Source organism: Eubacteriaceae bacterium ES3 (assembly GCA_030586155.1).
GTDB lineage: Bacteria > Bacillota > Clostridia > Eubacteriales > Eubacteriaceae > Acetobacterium.
Genome location: CP130741.1, coordinates 3,321,739 through 3,345,418 on the forward strand (window position 1 = coordinate 3,321,739; position 23,680 = coordinate 3,345,418).

Genomic DNA, 23,680 nt, shown 5'->3' on the forward strand with positions numbered 1-23,680 from the left:
ATTTGCAAATGATTCACTATCGGTATTTTTGAAGTGCATAAAAAACCTAACGCTTTAAATCATAAAAAAAGATATAAAAAAAGAGCTCCTGAGGCATTTCCGTGACATGCTCGAGAATATAATTTAAAAACCCACAAGAAAGTTATTATTCTCGTGGGACCTTATTTTTTATAGTTGCTTTAATTGCCTTTTTCGTGATAATGAAACTTTCTCAATGAATGGTTTTGTGGATAATTCCGTTAACCTCACAGGCTTTGAAAAATAATAGCCCTGTATTAAATCACATCCCTCTAACTGAAGAAAAGCTAACTGACGGGCAGTCTCCACACCTTCAGCGACGGTTTTTAAATTTAGCGATTGGGCTAAGGAAATAACCGACTTGATCATTCTGCTGTCAAAGTTATCCGTTTCTATTTCATCGACAAAAGTTTTATCGATCTTTAAAACATCAATGGGCAGAATCTGAATCTGTTTAATTGACGAATAACCGGAGCCGAAGTCGTCGATGGACAATCTAACCCCCTGATCCCCAATACTGCTGAGCATACTGGTAACATTTTCAATGCTTCTTGCAGAAATACTTTCTGTTATTTCCAGCACCAGGTACCTGGGATCCAAGTTCGTTTCTTTTAAAATATTACACAGTACTTCAGAGAAGTCTGGCTTCATCAGCTGATACAGGGAGACATTGACACTGAAGTACATCTGGTAATCATTGTCTGCCATCCATTTGGTCATTGTTTTGCAGGCCTCACCCAGAACCCATTCACCAATCGAAATAATTTGTCCGGTCTTTTCAGCTATTGGAATGAAAACAGCGGGTGAAATGTTGCCCAGCTCCGAATGCACCCACCTTAAAAGCACCTCAACCGCCTCCATATCTCCGGTAATCGTGTTAACGATGGGCTGATAATTTAATAACAGCTCATTGCGGTCGATCGCGTTGACCAGATCATTACTCAATCTGAACTCAAAAAGATGCTCATCCCGCATTTCCTTGGTAAAGTACTGATAACTCTGACTGGATACCGATTTGACATAGGTTAAAGCAATCCCTGCGTTCTGAAGCAATTCTTCGATTGATGAACCATGTTCCGGAAAAACTGCGATCCCATATGTACAGCTTACAAATATTTCAAAGTTGTCAAAAACAAAGGGCGCCCGAGAGAAGGATTCGATCGATAATATAATTGTTTGAATATATTCGTCATCGCCGATGCCGTTTATAAACAGGACAAATTCCGAGTTACTGAGGTTACCCACAAACCCTTTATTCCCAACAATGTCCTTCAATTTTTGGGCAACCGCTTTTAGGACATTATCACCTAAGATATGTCCCAGTGAATCATAGATTTCTTCAATCCCATGCAGTTTAACTTTGATCAGGCTGTGCTCGGCTATTTCGGCTTCATGAGCAAGCTGCTTACCAAGAATCTCATAGACTGCTCTGCGGTTAAACAGCTTTGAAGCCGAGTCCTGATAGACAAGCTGTCGGATTTTTTCCTTTAAAAGGCTTCTCTCCCGTGCATAAAGGACAGCCTTTTCAATGACTGCTGTAGAAAGGTCATCTTTAACAAGATAGTCTTCTGCACCCATACGGATTGCTTCAATCCCCATATGTTTATCAGAAAGACCCGTCATCACTATGACAGGGATCTCATCAACCATTTCCATCAGTTTCTTTAGCGTATTCAAGCCATTTGAATCTGGAAGATTCAGATCCGCAAAAATTAAGTCTAATTTTTGGTTTTTAATAACCGCTTTTGCCCCACTAATCGTTTCGGCAAAAAACGGCTCTACCGTGAAGACATCAACGGTCTCCAGATAATACTCCACCAGGTCTTTATCACCGGGATTATCCTCGATAATCAGTATCCGAACTGCCTTATTTGTAACTGTCTCCATCTTACTCTCCTGTAAACAACATTAGGATGCTGGTAGTTTTACCGCTTCAAACCAAAAATGATTCAAATTTTTTATAAGCTGTAGAAAATCGTTGAAATCAATGGGCTTGTTCAGATAAGCATTGACGTAATTATTATAAGCTGCAAAAATATCTTTGTCCGAATTGGAGGTGGTTAAGATGACAACAGGAATTCTACGTGTATCCGGATTCGATTTAACCCTAGTCAAAATATCAAGGCCGCTTAACTTTGGCAAATTGATATCAAGCAGAACCAGATCCGGTGTTACTGCATTCGTGAAAGGTTCATTTTTCATCAGATAGGCTAAGGCTGATTTACCATCTTCCAAAACTTCTATCTCACAATTGAGTTCACTTTCTTCGAAGGCCATCAGCGTCAAATCAATATCACCCATATTATCTTCGACGAGAAGAATGTTAATGCACTGATTCCTGTTATTCATCTAATTCTCCTTATTTTTAAATGATAAGTGTATGATTGTTCCATTTATTCCATCAGATTCTGCCTGTATTGTCGCTTGGTGCTTGTTTGCTATCTTTTTACAGATAGCCAGACCAATTCCGGTTCCTTCATATTCTCCGCGACTATGAAGACGCTTGAAAACCTGGAAAACCGTCTCCAGATATTCTGGTTCAATCCCAATCCCGTTATCTTGAACCATGATGTCAATAGTAGTATCTTTTTCTTCCGACCATATGCGGATATGCGGCGGTTTTTCAGACCTGTATTTGACCGCATTTGAAATGAGATTCAAGAACAGCTGCTCAAGCCTGACCGCATTGCCTTTGATTGTCGGAAGGTCGGCAAACTCGATGGTCACATCCTCTTCTTTAATCACCATTCGCATGTTCTTCATTACATTTTCAATAACCCTATTCAGATCAACCGATTCATCCAAGTAATAATCATTAGCCAGTCTTGAATAGATCAGTAAATCCTGTATCAGCTGCTTCATCCGGTTTGATCCGTCTACAGCGTAAAACATATACTTTTTCTCTTTGTCGGTCAGCCTGTCTCCCATCGACTTTTCCAGAATCTGCAGGTAGCTGGTTACCATCCTCAAGGGTTCCTGAAGATCATGGGAGGCCACATAGGCGAATTGCTGCAGTTCATTTTCCCGTTCCCGGACTTTGTCGACCATCACCTTAAAGTCGTTAGCCAGATAGTCATGCTCAATAAACAGACTTTTGCTTTTAAGCTCAACATCGTAATCACCTTTAGCAATTTTCCAGGTCGCTGCCGACAGGGTGCTTAATGGTTTAATGACTGATTCGGCAATAATCATTCTTAAAAGGAACAATTGCAATATAAAAATAAATACAAAGGCAATTCCGATATATAATAAAATCTGATTACGTAAACCTAAGGCCTCACTGACCTCTTGCTGAGTCACAATATACCAGCCTGTCACGTCCTCCTGGGTGACATTCAGGATTATTTTTTTCCCAGTTACTGGATCTTTAATGATGCTGCTTTCCCTGGCACCTGCAATTTGACCAAGCTGGTCAACAAATTCAGTGTCAAATGCCAACTCCTCCTCTTCATTTAAGTAAGGATATGCGATTGCTACACCTTTATCAGTCACAAGGTAGGTGATACCTGTTATGCCGAATGACTGGTTTTCAAGCTGCGCAATCATTTCAGTCAAAGAAATGGCTACGCCTAGGGTAGTGATCCAATTGCCGTCATTATCGTAGACTGGCGTCATCACTACCATCTGTTTTTCCAGCGTTATAGTACTGGTATAGATTTCACTGAAAGCGGTAGCATTTGATGCCACCATCTTTTGATAATAGTCTCGATAAGCATAACCTTCCTGATATATTTCCAAATCAGCGTTTTGCTGGAAGGCGTAAGGCTCCATAAGAACAGCCTGCGATTTATCAGCAGTTTGAATGCCAGAGAGTAACAGAAAAGGATACTGTTTTAAAAGTGTTCTAAAATACATTCTTTGCTCTACCATGGCGTTCTCAGGAAGGCCTCTGTATTCATCACTCATCAGACCATACTCCGAAGTGTCCTTGAACATATCCAGCTGGCTTGTTACCTCAACAACACCCTTGATTTCTTTAAAAAACTGAGAAACCGTATAGGCCGAGTTCTGGCTGATCAAACTGTTCTTATCGTTGGCATCCTGAATAAGTGCATTGGTCAAAACAAAATAAACTATACCGCCGGTCAGCAGCAGACCCGCCATCAGAATCCCTGTTATAATAAGCAGCAGTTTTTTTTGGGAACTCATCCTTAATCCTTTCCGATTACTCAATAACCTCGGATACTAGTTGAATCGTAAACTCTCGTTTCTACAAAATCAATTTAATTATTACCTTTATAAAGGCGTAAAGCTGTCATCGACTATTATTTCCACTTAATTCAATTATATACTTGCGATAAAAAAATTTCCAGCAAAAAAATTGAATAAATTTCCACTAAACTATAGAACGCATCCTTCGATTTCAATATTTTGACTACCATTTAGACTTAATAAAATGCAATTGTCCTATCTATGTAGAAGTTTATTTAACTGGCAACAAAACAATTTTTACCCTTTGCTTTTGCTTCATATAATCTCTTATCAACCAATTTGATAAAGTCATCGATATCCTGTCCGTTATATTCAGCAATTCCGCAGCTTGCAGTAACTATAAAATCCCCTTCATTATACAGTTTATTTATACTCTCCACAAAGCGCCAGTATATGCCGGTTGCACTTTCCGCTGTATTTCTTGGTGTGATCACAAGGAACTCCTCTCCCCCATATCGCCCGACAAAGTCAGATTCCCTGACCGCCTGTTTCAAACTTTCAGCAATATTTTTGATAACTTTATCCCCCTCTGCATGTCCATATTGGTCATTTATTCTCTTGAAATCATCAATATCAAAAAGTAAAATCGTTAGCGGCTCACCATAACGTTTGCTCGCCGTTATTTCCGTATTCAATATTTCAAATATCGCCCCATGATTAAAAAGACCTGTCATCTGATCTGTCATCGAAAGTCTCTTGAGCCTGCGATTCCTCCTGTAAAAAAAGAAAAATCCTACACCCACCGCAATAAATGCAAGAAAAGACCACTTGATAATATCAAATAACCTGATTCCATGCTCATAACGCACACTCATCCATTGACTATAAAGATTATTTCTCTCGCTTTCATCCACCGTTTCCAACTCTTTATTAATAATTGAAACCAGCTCCGGCCAATCTGACCGAATCCCCATGGCATTCTCATGGTTACCGTATTCAGTTGGCGCTGCCACTTTGACATTATTGTAGCCTCTTGTATTGATAATATAACTTCCCACAGTCAAATTCCCAACATAGGCATCCACTTGACCGGTAGAGAGTAATTGCAGACAATTCCCTCCCATATTACCGCCGGAAATTACTTTTAATTCAATATCAGGATAATCTTCCTGAATAAGATCTGTAATCACATACCCTTCGGGCACGGCTACTGTTTTTCCCCGGAGATCTTCTAATGAGCTGATAAATTCTTCGTTTTGAGTAAAAATAACCCAGGGTGAACTAATATAAATATCCGTAAAGAGCATGTAAGTCATACGCTCTTCTGTAATAGCCACTGTCGGCATCATGTCTATAGAGCCTTTATCCCTTATTTCCCCGAGAGCGTCTGTAAAGCTGTACCGATCTACAACCCATTCATATTGAATATCATACTTGTTAAAAATCCCTTCAATGTAATCTACTGAAATACCCGAAACATTTTCCTCATCATCAATGATCATAAAGGGCATCCACTGACCAATCCGAATACGTACCACATGACCTTCAGCCAGCCAGTCCTGCTCTTCCTGAGAAAGAATAATCTCCTCATCGAAAGAAAGCCCCTGATCAGAAGTACTTAATAGTTCTTCCCCCCTAACAGGAACTGACGATAAGCATACTACTAATACCAAAATTAATGTGGCAATCGCTTCTTTTGCTCGCATTTTACACTGTTCCTTTGTAAGCGTCAATTACAGACCACATACCAACCAAATAAAAAAACTGATACAATTCTTTCAAACTATTAAAGGAAGGATTGTATTTTTTATGGAGAAAAGTGAAAATCGGATACTCTGGGAAGAGCGGATCAAAGCACAATTGGCAAGTGGACTGACGCAGCGGCAGTGGTGCGAAAAGAATAATCTTGCTTTGAGTGCATTCCGATACTGGAAACTGAGAATCAGCAAAGCAAACCGGGATCTAAATGATCTGGAACCCCAGGAGTTTGCCGAAGAAACAGTCAACTTTGCCGGAATTGTTATTGCGCCGGAAATATCATTTAAAAAACCTTTATCTGGAACCCCAAAAGTAATAGAAATCCGGATTTCAGATGTGGTTGTTATGATACCGCCTGAATTTTCAGAGAATCATCTTACAAATATAATTAGCGCAATCAGAAAGGCCTGATCCATGTTGACAGGCCTCAACTCCGGAAATGTGCATATAGCTCTGGGAGCCACCGATCTCAGAAAAAGTATCGATGGACTGTCCCTGATTGTCAGGGAAGTTCTGAAAGAAGATCCCTTTTCCATGCACCTGTTTGCATTCTGCAATAAACGCAGGAATCTGATTAAAATCCTGGTATGGGATCAGACCGGCTTCTGGATTCATTATAAACGTCTGGAAAACGGCTGTTTCCAGTGGCCGGAAAAAAGTGGCGCCCCTTCCATTGTTGTGACTGAAAGAAGTTTCCGGTGGTTGCTGGATGGACTGACCCTTGATGAAAAACAGGCGCATCCGCCAGTGAAACAGCGGATTTTAATCTGAAAAATAAGGTTGAAAAAGCTTTTTTTGTCAGCTGATCTATGGTATAATAGCATCATAAAACGGCGATATTATGCCAATCATAAGTAATTGGAGTGGATAATGACAGGAAAGCGGTATAAGCATCAGATGGGTAAAGAAAACAGTTTAACAGAAACAGAAACACAAGATCCGGCACTGGATTTTTTATCTGTCATCACTGAACTTCAGAGTGAAAACACTCGGCTGAATTCAGAACTTGAAGAAGCGCAGGCAAAAATTAAATGGTACGAAGAACAGTTGCGTCTGAATGCCCAGAAGCGCTTCGGCAAATCCGCTGACACTGTCATAATTGAAAACCAGATCTCTTTTTTTAATGAGCCGGAGGTGACGAAACGCCCTGAGCAGGAAGAACCATCCATCGAAGTGGCTACCCACCGCCGTAAAAAGCGGGGACTGAACCGGGATTCTTTTGATGATCTGCCGGTTGAACGCATTGTTTATGATCTTAATGAAGATGAGAAAGTATGCCCTGTGTGTGACCATTCACTGCATCAGATGAAGGAGGAAGTGCGCCAGGAGCTCAAAGTGATTCCCGCCAAAGTGGTGCGGGTGGAACATGTCAGAAAAGTGTATGCCTGCCGACACTGTCAGGATCATGAGATCAAAACGCCGATTATTACAGCTAAAGCGCCCAATCCGGTTATTTCGGGCAGCTTTGTTTCGCCAAGTCTGCTTGCTTATATTCTATACCAGAAATTTGCGGCAGCCCTGCCTCTTTACCGGCAGGAGCAGACCTTTAAACACTTTGGCATTGAACTGTCCCGCGCGACGATGTCCAACTGGATCATCAAAGGCAGTGAGCGTTACCTTGAACCCCTCTACCGGCTGATGAAAAAACATCTGGAAAAAGAAAGCTTTCTGATGGCTGATGAGACATCACTGAAAGTTCTGACTAAAGATGGGGAAGCCTGTACCAGCAAGGCCTATATGTGGCTGTATCGTCCCGGGAAATACGGAAAACCCATGGCGTTGTTTGAATATCAGCCGTCCCGGAGTGGCAAACACCCCAAAAATTTCCTTGAAAATTTCAAAGGAATCCTTCAAACGGACGGTTATGACGGCTATAACAGCGTAACCGATATTACCCGGGTCTGCTGCTTTGCCCATGCCAGACGTCAATACACTGATGCGCTAAAAGCATTGCCAAAAGGGACTATAAAAACCGAAACCGAAGCCTGGCAGGCCGTTCAGATGATAGGTGAAATGTTTGTCTTTGAGAAAGCGCTGTTAAAAGAAGACCTGACCCCGAAAGAGCGTAAGGAGCGACGGGAAAAAGAGCTTAAACCGCTGATGACAGCTTATTTCGCATGGGTAAAATTAATGTCGCAGAATACCCTTCCCAAAAGCGCCTTTGGAAAAGCGCTCAACTACAGTCTCAAACACCAGACTGTACTGGAAAACATTTTGCTTGACGGCCAATGTGAACTTTCCACCAACATTGCCGAACAACAGATCAAGCCTTTTGTTGTGGCCAGAAAAAACTTTCTTTTCTGTAAAACAGCCAATGGTGCCAAAGCTTCCGCCACTGCCTTCAGCCTGATCCAGAGTGCCAAACTTAATGAGCTCAACCCTTATGAATATCTCAAATTTCTCTTTGAACGTCTGCCGGATATAAACTGCGATGACGAGGTCGCACTGGAACCTTTTCTTCCCTGGTCCGATCAGCTGCCCGAGATCTGCCGCCAGTCCTTGGCCCAAACTAATCAGCATCAATAAACCAATAAAGAAGTTCGACTTGCGAGATGATTTTTATCATTATCTCATATGTCGAGCTTCTTTTCTATGTGGTTTGTATTTGACGCTTACGTTCCTTTACAAAACTTAATTATTCGCCCATTTATCTAACTGTTACTGTATTATATATCTTTGCTTTAAGTAAACACCTCTTCGCATATTATTATCTTCATCGTCCTTATAGATATTTGAAATTTATAGCTTCAACTCCTAACAAACTATATAGCCATTTACAGTTTTAATAAACAAGAATATTTCTGACTGCCTAATTGGAATAACCGCTGAACTTAAAAAAACAGCCGCAAATGGACTGTTCCGTTAAAATATTTTAAATCGTATTCTTATCATAAACAATTTGGTCTCTTCCGGAAGTTTTCGCTTGATAAAGCAAAGCATCTGCCTTCTTGACTAACTCATCAAAGTGAACCACATCTTCATTACAAGTCACTACTCCGGCTGAAAAAGTTAGCTTTAGATAGCTCTCCTCATCGACCATAAACTTATGATCTTTGACCTTCTTTTTGATTGTCTCTATATTTTCGCGATGATTCTGATCCATATTTTTATATAAAACCGCAAATTCCTCACCGCCATAGCGGCAAACCAGATCTTCTTTGCGAATATTCTCGGAAATTATTTTTGAAATTTCCTTAAGCACCACATCTCCGGCAGGATGTCCATATTTGTCATTTACTTCCTTAAAGTGATCAATATCTAAAATCATCAGCGTAAATGTTTTTCGATATTTAGCGTGTATACTCACCAGTTTTTCACCCTGTTCAAACAATACCCGCCGATTAGATACATTGGTCAACGCGTCTGTGTTAGCCAGCAGTCGCAATTCTGCATGGGTTTTCGCCAAACTGTTGGCATAAAAGTAAAATACCAGTATCTCCGTAACTAATGTCGAGATCGTAGACATAATTCGCAGTACAATAATATATTCATTTTCCAGCTCTATCAGTTCCAGAGGCCAGATTATGCTACTCAATAAAACTACTATAGCCGCCAGACTATTAAGGAAAATAAGAACTTTCAGCTCGGTCGGATCTTCTATATCCAAAATAAAAAATGAAATAGGCGGAACCAGGAAAAAGAAAAAGGTAAAATAGGTTTCAGCCGGAAACCAGAGGATAACCAGCAAAAACACCTGAATCATCAAGGCTATTACTGCTAAAGCCTTTGCCGCCGTATAATATTTTTTCTTAAGAAAAACAAACACAAGCAGGTACATGATGATGATTACTAAAGTCTCAACCACCAAAAGTGACGATTTTGCTATAATAATATAAAAAATCAGGAATAGCAGCAATTGCGATAATCCTACCCCCGCCATAATAAATGCTAATTTATTTTTCTCCTCGAGTTGATTCGAATAACCAAGCATTATCAACAGCTTCTCCATCATTAACTCCTTTAATCATAAGAAATTCTACCCAGCATGACCTTTTAAGATCACATGATAAATTTTTTCGTGCCTTCTTGGTTATTCTTGCCCGCTCTTGCCTATTTTAAACAAGTATATCATGATTTTTGAGGGTATAACAAACAGATCGTCTCCTGGTTATCTCCCCTAACCATTTAGCCTTTAAAGAACAATTAATTGGTCATCTGTAAATTTTAATAAAATATCATTGCTTTTTTGCTTAATATCAATGTTTGTCGATCCAATATGCTTGTCTAAACTTCATATTTAATAAATCTTATTCAATTCTTTGATTGATTTTCTTCTAAACATATGTTACTGTAAACATATGTTTAGAAGAAAGGAATCCATTATGAACATTCAACACGTTATATTAGGCTTGCTCAGCTTCGAGCCACTGACAGGCTACGATATGAAAAAGCTTATGCAAAAATCACCTCTTATCTATTGGTCGGGAAACAACAGCCAGATCTATAAAGCTCTTGCCGCACTAGAGAGTGATGGCTTAGTTACCGTCGAGATCGAGCATGATAGTGCTTCGCCGACAAAAAAACGATATTCTCTGTCAGACCGAGGCCGAATTGAACTTATCACCAGCTCCAAATCTTTCCCCGAACTACCGGAACTAAAAAAACCCTTTCTATTACAGCTTACCTTCGGGCAGGGTTTATCCCGTCAGGAATTTGAACATCTTTTAAACCAGTACGAGGGAGAACTTCGCGGTGTTCTGCTGACGATTAATGACCAGTCATTTCCAAAATCTCAAACAAAGTTGGAAAGTGTTATAAACAATTTAACACTGGATAATATCCGTCAATTCTATGAAGCAGAACTTTCGTGGGTTCAGAGAGTGCGACAGGAAGCACTGCCACTTGCGGAAATCAAGGACCATGCAAAAAAACAGCCAATCAACACATTAGAATATGCGATCACAGATAAAGATGGTCAGAGCTACCTTACTGTAACCGCCGGACAAATACATACTGAACAGGATGGACTTGCTTTAGTATCGGCTTGCGCCGAAAATGGAACGAACATGCTTATGCTTCCCTCCGCTTGCCTGTCCGAAGAATTCCTACTCCTTTCTACTGGTCTGGCGCAAATGATCCTTCAAAAAATTGGTAATTACAACATTAAAACAGTTGCAGTTTATGCTGTGAATAAGACAAGTGGAAGATTTAAAGACTTTCTATTGGAAGCTAATCAGGGACAGTCCTTCAAAGCCTGCGATAACTTTAAAGATGCGGAAAACTGGCTGTTAGGAGGTAATCTGCGATGACAACAATTTATAAATCAGAAGAAGGAAAACTGGCTGTTCTTTCGGCCTATCAGAATATTCTTGCTGCCTGGCCTTTAGCTAATAAGCAATACAAAGTCAAGACCACCTATGGCGACACCTTTGTCATCGAAACCGGTAACCCGGAAAATCCGCCTTTAGTGCTGCTCCATGGAAGTTTATCTAACTCTTTCAGCTGGTTTAGCGATGTTCCGCTGCTGAGTGAGCAATATCATGTGTTTGCAATCGACTTAATTGGCGAGGCGGGATTTTCAGCAGAAAGCCGGCCTCATTACAAAAGCGGCGCTTATGAACAATGGCTGGATGAAGTGGTAGGAGCTCTCGACATAGAGCAATGCTCAATTGTCGGCCTTTCTCTAGGGGGATGGATGGCACTGCGTTATGCGACTGTCAACCCTGGAAAGGTTCAAAACCTTATCCTTCTTTGCCCTGGCGGTCTGGCGACACAAAGACGGGATTTCATGCCTAGGATGTTATTAAAAAATATTTTTGCACATGGCAACAGGACTAAAGCCATTGGCGGTGCGCTGGGCATGGATGTTAAAGCTCCTGATAAGATGGCCGCCATGCGCAAAGCCTTTGAATTCATCCAATTAATCACCAAAAACGAAAAACCGCGTTTTGGAAAGCTTCCTGTATTCGGTGACGCCGAACTCAATAAACTCACCATGCCGATACTTGTCGTCTTCGGAGACAGCGATATACTCCTAAAAGCCGAAAAGAGCATTGAGCGAATTAAGCGTCTTACCCCCAATTCGACAACCGTTCTTTTACCAGGTGTTGGTCATGGTGTTCTTGGTCAGGCGCAACGGATCTTAAACTTCCTTTCTGAGCACAAGTAATTGAACTCTTCTGCTGTAATTAAATTTTTACCGCATCGTCTATTTAAGAATAACTTCACTGCCAATCATCTCTAAATTTTTTTTAGCTGCTAAAAAACCGGGTGTAGCTTTTTAATACTCGCTACACCCGGTTTTATCGTTTAAGCAACATATTATATACTTGAAAACAAGCATATATGGAAGAATCTAATTATAAACTGTCCTAAATTAATAATTGATAAAAGTTAATTTTTGGCCATTCTGAGCAGCTTCATTCAGTTGATTAATTCCTACCGAAGATATATCCACTCCAATGACTTTATGTCCCAGTCGCCCCCCAAAAATGATTCTGCCCTAGCCACAACCAAGATCTAAAACAGTTGATTTGTTCGGGTATGATTCAAAGAATTTAACAAGTCCTTGATAGGGATTTCCAAAATAATTCTGTTCCTTATAATATTTGTTATATGATGGGCTCATTTCACTTTTTTATTCTTATTCCTCATATCTATTTTTAAAATCCGAAAGTTGAAATCTCAATAATTAGTACATCTTTCCTGATTTTTTTGCTTCCTTCTCCTTAGCGGAACCTAATGCCACCCCCAGAGAAAGACCAATACCAATCCCAAGGGATATAAATGCCGGATTAACGCTCAATAATGCAACACCTAAACCTGTACCTATGGATAAACCAACCGCTAAATACTGACTTACGATTGCCCCTGCAGGTTCGATCCCATAAATCTTTTTAATATCAACGGTCATCGCTTTATAAGCTTTCTGGTAGGCCCGTATACTTGCTTTATCTAAACCACCTTCGATAACAGCTTCGAGCATTTCTTCAACTTCAGCCACCAATTGCTGAACTTCAGAAACTGCAGAATCTTCTTTTGGATTTAGCGGTTCCAAACCATTTTCCAATAAACTCATAAGGCCAACCATTGGCTCAACTTCCAGCTTAACAACAACTTTTTTATCAAGATCCTTTTTGAGAATATTAAGCCTTTTGATTTGGTCTTCATACATCTTTTCACCTCCAATATCACACATATTATTCGCCTCTTACAAATTTAAAATACTCTAGGCTGCTTTGATCCACTGGACCTGCGACATGTCTCCTTACTGTCGAATCATCCTGATAACCCGATTATATATCGCATTCGATACCATCACCTTTGTTCCACCCTGCGTGTCAAAAATATCGATTAAGGGTGTTCCTCCATTTGTATTCACAAACTGAACGACAACGGTATCAATATCCTCGTGATAACGCGCAATGCTATAATATCCCAAAACCCAGCCAGTGTGTTCATATTCGTAAATAGAAGTATAAATAGCTTGCTCTTCATCAGAGAATAAGGAACCATCATTCAATGCTCGAATGAATAACCCCACGTCCTCGGCTGTCGCAACCATACCAGTATTTATTTCCTTGAAATCAGTGTCTGAGCCAACATAATATCCGCTCATCACATCATTAATATCCACTTCCTCCAATGAAAAGAAAGTAGATTCCAGGCCAAGAGGTCCTAATATCTCTTCTTTTATATATTGAGTGTGGCTATAACCTAAAACTTTATCAAGAATATCTCTCAGCAATAAATAGTTGGTGTTTGAATAGCTATAATCCCCATCCGGCACAAACTCAGCAGGCTTATCAAAGATTAAGTCGAGGGATTCCTTGCTGGTTTTTGTCGGATCGTCCCACCGAAAACCTGGCTGGTCAGTATAATTCAAAATGCCACTGCGATGCTTTAGCATCATTCTCAGTGTTATCTGATCTGCGTATTCAATTCTTCCTGAATACTCCGGAAAATAATCTGTCAATTTATCATCAAGGGAAAGGCGGTCTGCATCAATCAGTTTGGCATAAGCCGAAGCAACATACAACTTGCTGATGCTTCCAATTTTGAAGTATGATTCTGCATCGGCAGGGATTTGTTTGTCTCGATCCTTCCATCCTGCGGTGTAAAATGCTGGAGTTTCTCCGGCTTTGTCCACATACACAATGATCCCATCTAAGCCAAGTTCAGTTGCGTTACTAACTTCTTCTTGAATCGTATCAGGCAATGGTCTCATCCAAGCCCAAATGCCATCCCAGGGCGGCAGACCTATAATACAGATTATGCCGAATGAAATCGTAATAAGTCTAAGTATTAATACTGCTTTTTTCCTTTTATCCATTGAACGCTCTCTTTCACTTAGCTTTTGGAACCCAAAATAAGCTTTTTACGATATCATACCCTGATTAAAAAAAATACCATTTTCTCAACCTTTAATTGTTTTCTGCTTTTTTTTACCGGCAATCCATTTTGAAATTGCTGGTGCTTTCTGAAAGAAGATCACACCAATAAAGGCGCTGACAATAATATATACGCTGCTAAAAGCCATTAGTTGCGGCAGGGCGATACTCGCAATGATAACCGAAAACTCTCCTCTTTGGATCAACGATAAACCAGCCCGATAAGAGGGCCGTTTTGACAGTCCAAAAGCTTTTCCACCCCAGATGCCGACCAGTATCTTGCCAATCATTGACCAGACAATTAAACTGATCAATAAAGGCAACATTGGAATTCCGCCACCAAAACTGATTGTCGTTCCAAACCACAGAAAAAAGAAGGGTAAAACAAAATCTCTGATCGGCAGCAGCAAATGTTCCAGTTCGGCCGAATTTCCGGTCTCTGAAAGTATCACTCCTGCTAAAAATGCCCCCAAAATTTCTGATAAACCAAGATAAATTGCCAAGCCTGAATATATAAAAGCAATCCCCACCATTAGAAAAGTTAAAAAATCACTTTCAATATAGTTGTCGATAAAGTCCTTAAGCTTACTGAAGCCATAATGCCCGATAATAATTGCCCCTAACGTTAAAGTTGAAACTTTTAGAAGTATAAGCAGAATTAATTGGCCGGACATGGCCTGATCGGAACTCATAGCCGCTAAAAAGGAAATGAGAATCGGTGAAACTAAATCCTCAAAGATCAACAAGGCCAGCATAAACTCCGTTTCAACATTCGCCAGTCTTTTGTTATCTTCCAATAGCTTTGCCGTAATCGATGAACTTGAGGCATAAACAATCCCACCAATAATAGCAGCTGACAGCAAATCAAGATTAAAGATCAAAGCCAGTACAAAAGCCCCGCCAAAGTTTAATACAACATCTATTAAACCCGCAGCCCAAATCGTTTTTGAGATTCTTAATATCTTAGCGACCGGAAATTCCAAACCCAAGACAAAAAACATCAACACAATTCCAATCTCAGCAAGCAGATGGATTGCCTCATTTCCCCCTAGAACGGGCACTAAAAGCAATCCTAGGATGATAAAAGCCAATACTGAGGGGATATTTAACTTATGTGAAAGAAAACTGATGACAAAGAAAATGATCAGCAGTAATCCAGCTGTAAAGAGTTCAGGTAAATTTTCCATAATCATTCCCACCTGAGTTTTTTATTATTCCGGATCTTTTGAACAACACATATATTCCAGTAGTTTGATCGGATCCTTCTTTCCCGTAACCATAAGCTTGTCTTTTGGCAGAATCAATTCTGTCGAATCAGGACTACCAATAAAATCGTTTTCTCGCTTGATTCCCAGAACGGTTACACCAGTTCTTGTTCTGATTTGTGCCTCTTTTATCGTCTTATTGGCAAGATAACTATTCGGCTTTACATCAAACCAATGAATACGAATTTCCTGAGATAAGCACTCTTCTTTTTCTTCCGTCACCGGCTGGTAATCAACACCCAACAGAATTGTCCCGATTTTTCTAGCCTCATCATCATTTAATTCAACCGAAAAAGTAGGCAGATCATCTTCCAGGTCATCAAAATGATAGATATCTCTTTGTCCATGGTAATGGGTTAAAATTATAATATTATCGCCAGAAGCCGTTGTGACCGTATGCTTCATCCCTATCCCAGGGAGATCTGATGTTTTGATTTGCATAATATCCTCCTATTAAACTCTTTATTTTAATTATTATTCTTTTTATGTATCTTATCTATTATAACATCAGGAGCAACCGCCGAAAGAACTAATTGAAATAAATTCTTATGGATCATTTTCTTGACAGAAGATATATGATAAGGGGACGTTTCAAACATCAGGGTTTTCTTTCAAAACCTGCTCCACAATCATTTTCTCTAACACCAGCACGCGTTGCTTCCGTACCAATCCCAATATGGCTGGTATCTTCTTCAATAAATTCTTTTCCCGCACGCTTCATGGCATCAAGCAAGGTCTTATCTGTATACCGTTTTGGCGGCGATGTTAAGTGATCGGCTATTTGTGATTCACCTTTATAGACTTGCCCTTCTTCCACATCTGGCAGAACATGATCTTTGTCTTTTTCTTCTTTTCCAGATTTTAACGTTCCCTGGTATTCGTCTAACAATCTTTTCCATCCCGGTTCAATAATGACTTTTCCTTTTGCCTTGAATGGATAGTCTCGCTCCCCACTTGATTCTATCACCACAATGGTTTCCGAATACTGCTGCGGACTGTCTACCGCGCATATTAAACGGACACAAACCAGTGTTAATATGTGCTGTTCATTCATTGGCAGATTCGACAGGTTTTGGCTTTTCCCAATTTCTCTAGTCGGGATTAATGCCGTATGACTTTCCACTTTTTTATCGTCTACAACCTTATCAATATTGATTTTTTCTTGTGATATACCACCTAGAAATTTGCAATAGGCTTTGGCCATTGGGACAACATCAAGCGTAGAATCTCTCATTTCACTGGTAATATACTGACTGCTCGTTCGCGGATAGGTCATTAGTTTTTTCTCGTATAGTTTTTGAACAATGTCTAATGTCTCCTGCGCCGTATATCCATAATACTGGTTGGCATCTCCCTGCAGGTCCGACAAACTATATAGCTTTGGTGGATTATTGTTCTTAATATTTTTTTCTACGCTCAATATTTTTGCATCTTGAAGGTGAGTCACAGCCTGTATTCGTTTTGCCTCATTAACATCATCGATGCGTTCGCCCTCACCGTCTAGTCCACCACATTGAAGATGAACCGTATAATAAGTCTGCTTAACAAAATTTTCAATCTGTAGATCCCGTTCAACAATCATCGCCAGTGTCGGTGTTTGAACTCGTCCAACCGTTAGCTTATTTCGGTGCAACGTTGAAAACAGTCGAGTGCCATTCATGCCAATGAGCCAGTCCGCAACCGCCCGACAATGACTGGCTTCGTGGAGGTGGTCATAGTCCTGATCAGGTTTTAAATTGCCTAATGCCTTCTCTACTTCCTGATTCTCCATTGAATCGCACCAGAGCCGTTTTACGGGCTTTTTGCATCCAGCCATGTTGTGAATCCTGCGATAGATTAATTCGCCCTCACGGTCCGCATCTGTCGCACAAATGACATATTCAATGTCGTTTCCATTCATCAGCTTTTTTAAAGTATTAAACTGACTTTTGGCTATGTCCGGTTTGGTTCTAACCTTATGTTGAATTGTTCCTGGGATTATTGGCAAGGTTTCATAAGACCAATTTTTAAGCGCCGGGTCATAGTCATCCGGATTTTTAAGTTCAACCAGATGTCCATAGCACCAGCTTATATAATACTTATCATTCTGCCAATACTGGCCTTTACTTTTTTTTACTTTTAATACCTCGGCCAAAACCTCCGCAAAGCTTTTCTTTTCCGCCACTATTAATATCAATTTATTCTCTCCTTCCAGTTAGTCTCTAGTACCTATTTGCATAATATTATTTGTTGTTTCTTCCCCCTGTACGGAATCAATTTCATACGGATGAAGATATTGCCATATAATTGTAATGGCAACGATAACAACTACGATAATTCCTGCATGAACCATGTATTCCTTCTTTCTCGATTAAGTCTCAGGCTATTGTTTTTCATTGCTGATTAAACATCATTCGCCTTTCTTGTATCTGCTTTCTAAAGACCATCGTAGCTGCTCTCCGTTTGTTTCGGAAAGCAATACCATTGCCCTTCGTGACGTTGCGTTAATAATGTCAATATGTAGTGTTAATTAGCAAATTATAAATGTCAAAAGAGCCCTGAACTAATCAAATTATTCCGGCAAACCTGGCTTTTCAATTATGGTATAATGATTAATCATTAGTCACTTTAAGGAAGCACAAACCATGGTTCATCTGGAACACTTTTCTGACCACCCGCTGGATTATATCACCGAATTCTACACCACTGAAAGAGTTCGTATTGACAGCTGTCCACATTGTTACACCCGCCATCGACTTCATCTTCATGGTATCTATCACCGGCATGTGATCTGGTATGAGGATGTCTTCTCCATTCCGGTCCAACGTCATTACTGTATTCATTGCGGTAAGACAGTCAGTGTCCTGCCTTCTTTCTGTCATCCAGGATTTCAGCTGGCGCTTCCATTTCTGCTGGAACTGCTTTGGGCCTTCTTTAACGGGGCTCATTATGCCAATACTTTAGCGCATCAGCATCGTCGCTTTATCACCCGGCGTTTTTTACTTTGTCTGAACCGGCTGATTGAATTTTTTCGCATCTGCCATGATCCTTTAATCGACTTTCCTGATTTTTGGCATAAAAAAGCCATAAAGCTTCTTGAAATGGTCTACTCGGTGGGCAAGCCCCCCATCTTCGGCAAAAGATATCACGATCATTTTAAGAAAGGATTTATGGCACATTAATTGTACCATCCTTCCGCATTTTTTTGAAGAACTATTTAGCCCACAGAGCTTTTGCTTTGCCTTTTATCCATTGATCCGTTATGCTCTATTTACTGAGTTTTATGGATCCTTAAAACCTCAATTCTTTAAAAACGGAGGTTTTTTTACAATGACTGAAAAAGACAAAGAACTGATTGCTTTATTTCGCTATGGCCTGATTGCGCCATTGCTTACGGATACCGTCTCGTCCCACGCCGCTTATCTGGATGAGATCAGTGCCAAAACCCATGATGTTCCGCATTATGGCACGCGCACCTACAACCGCAAAACCCTGCTGGAATGGCTCCGTCTGTACCGGCGTCATGGTTTTGATGCGCTCAAGCCCAAGGTTCGGACAGACAAGGGTTCTTCCCGGGCTTTATCAGCGGAATCGACTAAACTGCTCCTTACGTTACGAACGGAAAACATCCATTTATCGGTGAAGTTGTTCCATGAGTGGCTCATTCATGAAGGGCACTTCACCAGCTCTGACTGTTCCTATTCCACAGTGTATCGGCTGCTGAAAAAACATCAGCTGTTAAAGCCATCCCAGACGGATACGGCTGACCGCCGCCGTTTTGCCCATGTTGATATCAACACCCTGTGGCAGACCGATGTTTCCCACGGCCCATATCTGACTCTTAACGGTAAAAAGCGCAAAACCTATCTGATCGCTTTTATCGATGATGCTTCCCGGCGAATTACCGGGGCTCAGTTCATGCTGGCTGAAAAGAATGAAGATCTCCTTCATGTCCTTAAATCTGCTTTACTTACCTGTGGCAAGCCCACCATGCTTTATGCTGATAATGGCAAGATTTTCCGTTCTCACCAACTGAATACTTCCTGTGCCACTCTGGGCATTGCACTGGTCAATACCAGACCTTACGATCCCAAAAGCAAAGGCAAAATCGAGCGCTTTTTCAAAACCGTCCGCAGTCGTTTTTATCCGCTTTTGACGGATTCCGACCTGATGGATCTGGATGTCCTCAACCAGCGCTTTGAGGCCTGGCTGGCCCGGGATTATCATCATAAGCTTCATTCAAGTCTCAATGAAGCACCGATGGTCTTTTATATGCGGGGGAGCGACCGAATCAAACATTTCTCTGATCCCCGGATCATTGATGAAGCCTTTCTGATCCGGGCAACCAGAAAGGTCAAGTCGGATGCCACCATTTCGCTGCACAACGCCCTTTTCGAAGCTTCGCCAATGTTTATCGGCAAGAGCGTGGATATCCGCTATCCCAATGAATGCCCTGATGAGATCTATCTTTATGAAAACAGTGTCCGGATTCTTACCTGCAAAAAAGTCATCATGGCGGACAATGCCATTGCCAAACGCAATAACAATGTTATCAGCTACAGCACGTTAGGCGGTGTTCCTCATGTATAAATCATTTTTCGGGTTCCGGCAGGCACCCTTTGACAAAAGCATTGATTCATCGATGCTCTTTCAGTCCGAAGCTTACAGGGAAGTTCTGGCCCGACTGGATTATCTCAAAACCACCAAAGGTTTTGGTCTGATTACCGGTGACCCCGGGGTTGGTAAAACATCGACCCTGCGGGTCTTTGCCGACAATTTGAATCCGTCCTTATATAAGGTCATGTATTTCCCGATGTCTTCCGGAACAACTATGGACTTTTACCGGGGTCTGGCCTTTTCGCTCGGGGAACAGCCGAAATTCCGCAAAGTGGAGCTGTTCTTTCAGATTCAGAACGCGATTATCGATCTTTATGATAAGCGCCGCATCACGCCTGTCTTTATCCTCGATGAGATGCAGTCGGCTTCAGCTCAGTTTCTTCACGATCTGAGCATCATTTTTAACTTTGACATGGACAAACGCAATCCTTTTATTCTGATACTCACCGGTTTACCAACGCTGGCCAACCGCCTGGCTTTAAACCAGAACCGTTCGCTGGATCAGCGGCTGGTGACCCGTTTTCATTTTTCACCACTGACACCGGATGAGGTCAGAGACTATATCAAACACCGCTTTAAACATGCCGGTGTTTCACGAAATCTGATCAACGAGAATGCTTATGCAGCTATTTCGTCTTCGACTGGCGGTTATCCTCGATTAGTCGGCAATCTCGTTACCCAATGTCTGATTCTCGCCTTTCAAAAGCAAACTGATCTCATCGATGAAGAGATTGTTTTTGCCGCTTCGGCAGAAGCCGGGATTTAACGCCTGACAGCGTTATCTCCCTTTTTTTCTGGAAAAATGGAACGTGATTATGTGATTAAAAACGAGATTTATATTCTTAATAAGCCATTATTTTCGCATTATTTCTTCCTTTTTCATCCGATTTATTGTGACTAATTCAGTCCGAAATAATGTGAAAATTTACAATGTAGAATAATACGTGTTTAGTGTAAGCTATAAATACAGAAAGTTGCAAAAGCAAAATCCAGAGTATTGCAAGCTGCAAAATCCAGAATAATGCAAAAATCCATTGCGGGCAAAACTCAAATCAAATATCCTTGTATCTGACCAAAGAACAAGGAGGAAATGGAGAATGCTCACAATGGATCAAATACATGATATCAGATTTCGGTTTTATGAGAAAGGGGAAAATATTTCACAAATCGCTGAAGCACTGCACATGGACTGGCGGACTGTCCGCAAATATATTGATCAGACGGATTTCAACGAACCGGCACCCAGGCCGGCAGTTGAAAAAAAATTCTGTCCCAAGTTAGAACCTTATAAAGCGATCATCGATGAATGGCTGCTCAATGACAAATCTGCTCCCAGAAAACAGCGTCATACCGCCAAACGGGTGTTTGAACGTCTGCAGAAAGAAACACCCGGTTTTGACTGTTCCTATCGGACCGTTGCCAGTTATTATGCAGAAAAACACAAAGAAATTTTTAAACAGAACCCAAAAGCATTTCTGCCACTGGTACATCAACCAGGCGAAGCGCAGGTCGATTTTGGCACTGCTGAATTTTATGAAAATGGCCGCAAGCTGACCGGAAAATACCTGGAGGTCTCTTTTCCGTACAGCAACAAAGGTTATCTTCAGCTGTTCTACGGCGAAAACATGGAATGCCTGCTGGAAGGACTTGATGCCATCTTTCGGCATATCGGGTGTGTTCCGGCTGAACTCTGGTTTGACAACACAAAAGTTATTGTTACGGACATTATCCGTGGCGGTGGGCGTAAACTCACCGAAAAATTCGAGCGTTTCCGGGAACATTACGGTTTCAAGGCAGTCTTCATGAATCCAAACGAAGGCCATGAAAAAGGCAATGTTGAGAACAAGGTCGGCTATCAGCGCCGTAACTTTCTGGTGCCGGTTCCGCACTTTCTGTCACTGCCGGATTATAATCGTGGTTTGTTTAATCAATGCGAGGAGGATGCACAGCGGGATCATTACCGGTACGATGAGACGATTGAATCGCGTTTTCAGGCTGATCTGAAGGCATCGCGCGAATTGCCGTCTGTTCCTTTTAATCTTAATGGGCATAAGACCCTGAAAGCCGACAAATGGGCAAAGGTTTATCTGAATAAAGGCAGGCATGCCTATTCAGTGGCCCCTAAATATGCCCAGTGTTCGGTTCATCTGGTACTGACGTCAGCTGCTGTTATCATTCAGGATGAAAACTTTAGAGAAATCGTCCGCCATCGACGATTATACGGTGACAGCAAACAGGAACAGATGGACTGGCTGCCCTATCTGAAGCAGTTATCTCAGCGACCACGAGCGGTCAAATATTCGGGAATTTATGAAATGATGCCCGAAACCATGCGGTCTTTTTTGGCCTCCTGCTCAGACAGTGAAACCGCTCAGGTCATCAGACTGCTTTCAGAACTGACCAATCGATCCGGTTTTGAGAGCGCTCTGAATACAGTCGATCATGCCATTGCCTGTCAGGTAAAGGATGCTGACAGTCTTGCAAGTCTCTACCGGAGGCTGTATGCCGATGTTCCTGAACTTCCGGCCATGAATCTGCAGCCCGGAATTCCTCAAATGCAGCCGCTGATGCCGAATCTGGATGCTTATGACCGGCTACTTAATCAGAAGGAGGTTAGCCCCCATGCTTGACAATGAAATCTCTGAATGCTGCCGGAAACTGCGTCTCAGCCGGAACCTGGCCGAATTGGCTCAGACTGCCGAAGGTGACAGTCATCAGGAATATCTGTACCGGATTCTCAGCGAGGAACTCCAGTATCGGGAGATCTCCCGGACTGAAAAGCTGGTCAACAGTGCCGGATTCTACAGCCGTCAGACTTTTGAAGGCTACCGCTTTGACGAAATCACGCTGCCTGCGGATCTGACCCCTGAAAGCCTGAAATCACTTGCTTTTATTAATGACCACAAAAATATCATCATGTACGGCGGTACCGGAACCGGTAAAACCATGTTGTCAACCGCCCTTGGTGTGGCAGCCTGCCTTCAGGGTATACCAGTTAAATTTTTTCGAACAGCGGCACTGGTCAATAAGCTTTCTGAAGCAAAAGCAGCCGGAACATTGACTGCTTTTCTTAAAAAACTGAATAAAGCTGAGTTGCTTATTCTCGATGAATATGGCTATGTGCCGCTGGATCGGACGGGCTCCCAGCTGCTGTTTGAGATTATCTCCGACTGTTATCAGAACAGAAGTATTATTCTTAATACCAATCTGGAATTTTCCCGATGGGTCAATGTCCTTTATGATGAACAGATGACGGCTGCCATGCTGGATCGGTTGCTGCATCACTGTCATCTGATTTTATTCCCGGGTCCCAGTAACCGGATGCGAGAATCCAGCATTAATGACTTATATCGATCGATTTCGGAGAATCAGCCGAAAAACTGACAAACATTGCCTGCAATGCGGTAATTTCTGCTGAAATTGCTTTGTATTTCAGTTTGCAAAACTATGGATTTTCCAGAATGCAACATTCTGTATTTTTCACTTGCAACTTTCTGCAAAAAGAACTTGCAAAAAACAATAATACGAAAAAAGAACAGATGGTTTTAACCACCTGCTCTT

General features: G+C 41.3%; 21 protein-coding genes. 10 read left to right on the plus strand and 11 right to left on the minus strand.

The window, feature by feature from the left end; translation table 11 throughout:
* Positions 1–168: 168 nt before the first annotated feature.
* The 4 genes from Q5O24_15250 to Q5O24_15265 all read right to left on the minus strand — a co-directional run bounded on the left by Q5O24_15250 (position 169) and on the right by Q5O24_15265 (position 5,876).
* A complete protein-coding gene (locus Q5O24_15250; GenBank protein WKY47685.1) occupies positions 169–1,905 on the minus strand; it encodes a GGDEF domain-containing response regulator in 1,737 nt (578 codons plus the stop codon).
* A 21-nt stretch (positions 1,906–1,926) separates the two neighbouring features.
* Entirely contained in the window at positions 1,927–2,367 is a 441-nt protein-coding gene (locus tag Q5O24_15255; GenBank protein ID WKY47686.1) for a response regulator, read from the minus strand.
* Entirely contained in the window at positions 2,368–4,167 is a 1,800-nt protein-coding gene (locus tag Q5O24_15260; protein ID WKY47687.1) for an ATP-binding protein, read from the minus strand.
* Positions 4,168–4,445: 278 nt separating this feature from the next.
* Positions 4,446–5,876 carry a diguanylate cyclase gene (locus Q5O24_15265; protein WKY47688.1) on the minus strand — a complete coding sequence of 477 codons (1,431 nt, stop codon included), beginning with the start codon at positions 5,874–5,876 and terminating at the stop codon, positions 4,446–4,448.
* A 103-nt stretch (positions 5,877–5,979) separates the two neighbouring features.
* Here Q5O24_15265 and Q5O24_15270 point away from each other — a divergent pair, with 103 nt between their 5' ends.
* The 3 genes from Q5O24_15270 to Q5O24_15280 all read left to right on the plus strand — a co-directional run bounded on the left by Q5O24_15270 (position 5,980) and on the right by Q5O24_15280 (position 8,454).
* Entirely contained in the window at positions 5,980–6,339 is a 360-nt protein-coding gene (locus Q5O24_15270; GenBank protein WKY47689.1) for a hypothetical protein, read from the plus strand.
* Positions 6,340–6,342: 3 nt separating this feature from the next.
* Positions 6,343–6,699 carry an IS66 family insertion sequence element accessory protein TnpB gene (gene tnpB / locus Q5O24_15275; protein WKY47690.1) on the plus strand — a complete coding sequence of 119 codons (357 nt, stop codon included), beginning with the start codon at positions 6,343–6,345 and terminating at the stop codon, positions 6,697–6,699.
* A gap of 99 nt (positions 6,700–6,798) precedes the next feature.
* Positions 6,799–8,454: an IS66 family transposase gene (locus tag Q5O24_15280; protein ID WKY47691.1), complete on the plus strand. Its 1,656-nt coding sequence runs from the start codon at positions 6,799–6,801 to the stop codon at positions 8,452–8,454.
* Between the two features lie 346 nt (positions 8,455–8,800).
* Here the strand turns inward: Q5O24_15280 and Q5O24_15285 are convergent, their stop codons facing one another.
* Positions 8,801–9,877: a diguanylate cyclase gene (locus Q5O24_15285; protein WKY47692.1), complete on the minus strand. Its 1,077-nt coding sequence runs from the start codon at positions 9,875–9,877 to the stop codon at positions 8,801–8,803.
* A gap of 373 nt (positions 9,878–10,250) precedes the next feature.
* On the opposite strand from Q5O24_15285, the gene Q5O24_15290 reads away from it, so the two are divergent.
* Complete coding sequence (locus Q5O24_15290) at positions 10,251–11,177, plus strand: DUF4180 domain-containing protein (protein ID WKY47693.1); 927 nt, start codon at positions 10,251–10,253, stop codon at positions 11,175–11,177.
* Entirely contained in the window at positions 11,174–12,037 is an 864-nt protein-coding gene (locus Q5O24_15295; protein WKY47694.1) for an alpha/beta hydrolase, read from the plus strand. Before Q5O24_15290 ends, Q5O24_15295 begins: the two co-directional genes overlap by 4 nt.
* 522 nt (positions 12,038–12,559) lie before the next feature.
* Here the strand turns inward: Q5O24_15295 and Q5O24_15300 are convergent.
* The 6 genes from Q5O24_15300 to Q5O24_15325 all read right to left on the minus strand — a co-directional run bounded on the left by Q5O24_15300 (position 12,560) and on the right by Q5O24_15325 (position 17,855).
* Positions 12,560–13,066, minus strand: coding sequence for a hypothetical protein (locus Q5O24_15300; GenBank protein WKY47695.1), 507 nt, complete (start codon positions 13,064–13,066; stop codon positions 12,560–12,562).
* 69 nt (positions 13,067–13,135) lie between these two features.
* Complete coding sequence (locus tag Q5O24_15305; GenBank protein ID WKY47696.1) at positions 13,136–14,200, minus strand: serine hydrolase domain-containing protein; 1,065 nt, start codon at positions 14,198–14,200, stop codon at positions 13,136–13,138.
* 84 nt (positions 14,201–14,284) lie between these two features.
* Positions 14,285–15,445, minus strand: coding sequence for a cation:proton antiporter (locus Q5O24_15310; GenBank protein WKY47697.1), 1,161 nt, complete (start codon positions 15,443–15,445; stop codon positions 14,285–14,287).
* A gap of 24 nt (positions 15,446–15,469) precedes the next feature.
* The gene (locus Q5O24_15315) at positions 15,470–15,964 is read right to left on the minus strand and encodes a TrkA C-terminal domain-containing protein (GenBank protein ID WKY47698.1); all 495 of its coding nucleotides are present in this window, start codon (positions 15,962–15,964) and stop codon (positions 15,470–15,472) included.
* 157 nt (positions 15,965–16,121) lie between these two features.
* A complete protein-coding gene (locus Q5O24_15320; protein ID WKY47699.1) occupies positions 16,122–17,699 on the minus strand; it encodes a DNA topoisomerase in 1,578 nt (525 codons plus the stop codon).
* Positions 17,700–17,717: 18 nt separating this feature from the next.
* Positions 17,718–17,855: a hypothetical protein gene (locus Q5O24_15325; GenBank protein ID WKY47700.1), complete on the minus strand. Its 138-nt coding sequence runs from the start codon at positions 17,853–17,855 to the stop codon at positions 17,718–17,720.
* 292 nt (positions 17,856–18,147) lie between these two features.
* Between Q5O24_15325 and Q5O24_15330 the strand changes: the two genes are divergently transcribed.
* From Q5O24_15330 to istB, 5 genes are all read left to right on the plus strand, one after another.
* Positions 18,148–18,684 carry a transposase gene (locus Q5O24_15330; GenBank protein ID WKY47701.1) on the plus strand — a complete coding sequence of 179 codons (537 nt, stop codon included), beginning with the start codon at positions 18,148–18,150 and terminating at the stop codon, positions 18,682–18,684.
* 148 nt (positions 18,685–18,832) lie between these two features.
* A complete protein-coding gene (locus tag Q5O24_15335) occupies positions 18,833–20,092 on the plus strand; it encodes a DDE-type integrase/transposase/recombinase (protein WKY47702.1) in 1,260 nt (419 codons plus the stop codon).
* Positions 20,085–20,885 carry an AAA family ATPase gene (locus Q5O24_15340; GenBank protein WKY47703.1) on the plus strand — a complete coding sequence of 267 codons (801 nt, stop codon included), beginning with the start codon at positions 20,085–20,087 and terminating at the stop codon, positions 20,883–20,885. The genes Q5O24_15335 and Q5O24_15340 overlap by 8 nt, the downstream gene beginning before the upstream one ends.
* A gap of 340 nt (positions 20,886–21,225) precedes the next feature.
* Positions 21,226–22,749 (plus strand): IS21 family transposase, encoded by a 1,524-nt coding sequence (gene istA, locus Q5O24_15345; GenBank protein ID WKY47704.1) that lies wholly within the window; start codon positions 21,226–21,228, stop codon positions 22,747–22,749.
* The gene (gene istB, locus Q5O24_15350) at positions 22,742–23,503 is read left to right on the plus strand and encodes an IS21-like element helper ATPase IstB (protein WKY47705.1); all 762 of its coding nucleotides are present in this window, start codon (positions 22,742–22,744) and stop codon (positions 23,501–23,503) included. The genes istA and istB overlap by 8 nt, the downstream gene beginning before the upstream one ends.
* Positions 23,504–23,680: the final 177 nt, after the last annotated feature.

Bases quoted from the DNA above. Each gene is read 5' to 3' on its own strand.
- Q5O24_15270 (WKY47689.1), top strand. From the start codon at position 5,980: ATGGAGAAAAGTGAAAATCGGATACTCTGGGAAGAGCGGATCAAAGCA.
- tnpB (WKY47690.1), top strand. From the start codon at position 6,343: ATGTTGACAGGCCTCAACTCCGGAAATGTGCATATAGCTCTGGGAGCC.
- Q5O24_15255 (WKY47686.1), bottom strand. From the start codon at position 2,367: ATGAATAACAGGAATCAGTGCATTAACATTCTTCTCGTCGAAGATAAT.
- Q5O24_15260 (WKY47687.1), bottom strand. From the start codon at position 4,167: ATGAGTTCCCAAAAAAAACTGCTGCTTATTATAACAGGGATTCTGATG.
- Q5O24_15285 (WKY47692.1), bottom strand. From the start codon at position 9,877: ATGGAGAAGCTGTTGATAATGCTTGGTTATTCGAATCAACTCGAGGAG.
- Q5O24_15295 (WKY47694.1), top strand. From the start codon at position 11,174: ATGACAACAATTTATAAATCAGAAGAAGGAAAACTGGCTGTTCTTTCG.
- Q5O24_15330 (WKY47701.1), top strand. From the start codon at position 18,148: ATGGTTCATCTGGAACACTTTTCTGACCACCCGCTGGATTATATCACC.
- Q5O24_15290 (WKY47693.1), top strand. From the start codon at position 10,251: ATGAACATTCAACACGTTATATTAGGCTTGCTCAGCTTCGAGCCACTG.
- Q5O24_15335 (WKY47702.1), top strand. From the start codon at position 18,833: ATGACTGAAAAAGACAAAGAACTGATTGCTTTATTTCGCTATGGCCTG.
- Q5O24_15250 (WKY47685.1), bottom strand. From the start codon at position 1,905: ATGGAGACAGTTACAAATAAGGCAGTTCGGATACTGATTATCGAGGAT.
- Q5O24_15300 (WKY47695.1), bottom strand. From the start codon at position 13,066: ATGTGTGATATTGGAGGTGAAAAGATGTATGAAGACCAAATCAAAAGG.
- Q5O24_15310 (WKY47697.1), bottom strand. From the start codon at position 15,445: ATGGAAAATTTACCTGAACTCTTTACAGCTGGATTACTGCTGATCATT.
- istB (WKY47705.1), top strand. From the start codon at position 22,742: ATGCTTGACAATGAAATCTCTGAATGCTGCCGGAAACTGCGTCTCAGC.
- istA (WKY47704.1), top strand. From the start codon at position 21,226: ATGGATCAAATACATGATATCAGATTTCGGTTTTATGAGAAAGGGGAA.
- Q5O24_15340 (WKY47703.1), top strand. From the start codon at position 20,085: ATGTATAAATCATTTTTCGGGTTCCGGCAGGCACCCTTTGACAAAAGC.
- Q5O24_15265 (WKY47688.1), bottom strand. From the start codon at position 5,876: ATGCGAGCAAAAGAAGCGATTGCCACATTAATTTTGGTATTAGTAGTA.
- Q5O24_15315 (WKY47698.1), bottom strand. From the start codon at position 15,964: ATGCAAATCAAAACATCAGATCTCCCTGGGATAGGGATGAAGCATACG.
- Q5O24_15305 (WKY47696.1), bottom strand. From the start codon at position 14,200: ATGGATAAAAGGAAAAAAGCAGTATTAATACTTAGACTTATTACGATT.
- Q5O24_15280 (WKY47691.1), top strand. From the start codon at position 6,799: ATGACAGGAAAGCGGTATAAGCATCAGATGGGTAAAGAAAACAGTTTA.
- Q5O24_15325 (WKY47700.1), bottom strand. From the start codon at position 17,855: ATGGTTCATGCAGGAATTATCGTAGTTGTTATCGTTGCCATTACAATT.